This window comes from Tannerella forsythia (genome assembly GCF_001006485.1).
Classification (GTDB): domain Bacteria; phylum Bacteroidota; class Bacteroidia; order Bacteroidales; family Tannerellaceae; genus Tannerella; species Tannerella forsythia.
This window is the reverse complement of record NZ_JUET01000099.1, coordinates 1-284: the sequence shown is the minus strand read 5'-3', so window position 1 is coordinate 284 and position 284 is coordinate 1. Positions and strand designations below refer to the sequence as shown.

Annotated in this window: 1 pseudogene; it reads right to left on the bottom strand. The window is 39.1% G+C overall.

Annotation, left to right across the window (positions count from 1 at the left end):
* Positions 1-96, bottom strand: a pseudogene (locus tag Tanf_RS14860) (IS1595 family transposase); the annotation flags it as partial.
* Positions 97-284 lie beyond the last annotated feature (188 nt).

Below are 284 nucleotides of genomic sequence, written 5' to 3'. Positions count from 1 at the left end.
GGAACAAACAACTCCTACTTGGTCGCGATATGCCTTAAACTTTTGCTTGCAGCTTTCTTCGTCTGGAAAGTGAGATAAAAAATCGATCAGTGTCATTGCCTTATTTTTTTTGCAAAGATAATTATTTCTGGGCAAATATACGGATATTCATTTTTATTTTTTACGCAAAAACGGCTGCCGTTTTCGATACTGAAAAGGGCAGCCGTTTTTGAATAATTTACGCCTCACCAAGAGGATCAACTCTCCGGATTACCGAAGAATCACCTTATAGCTTCGATCGGCGA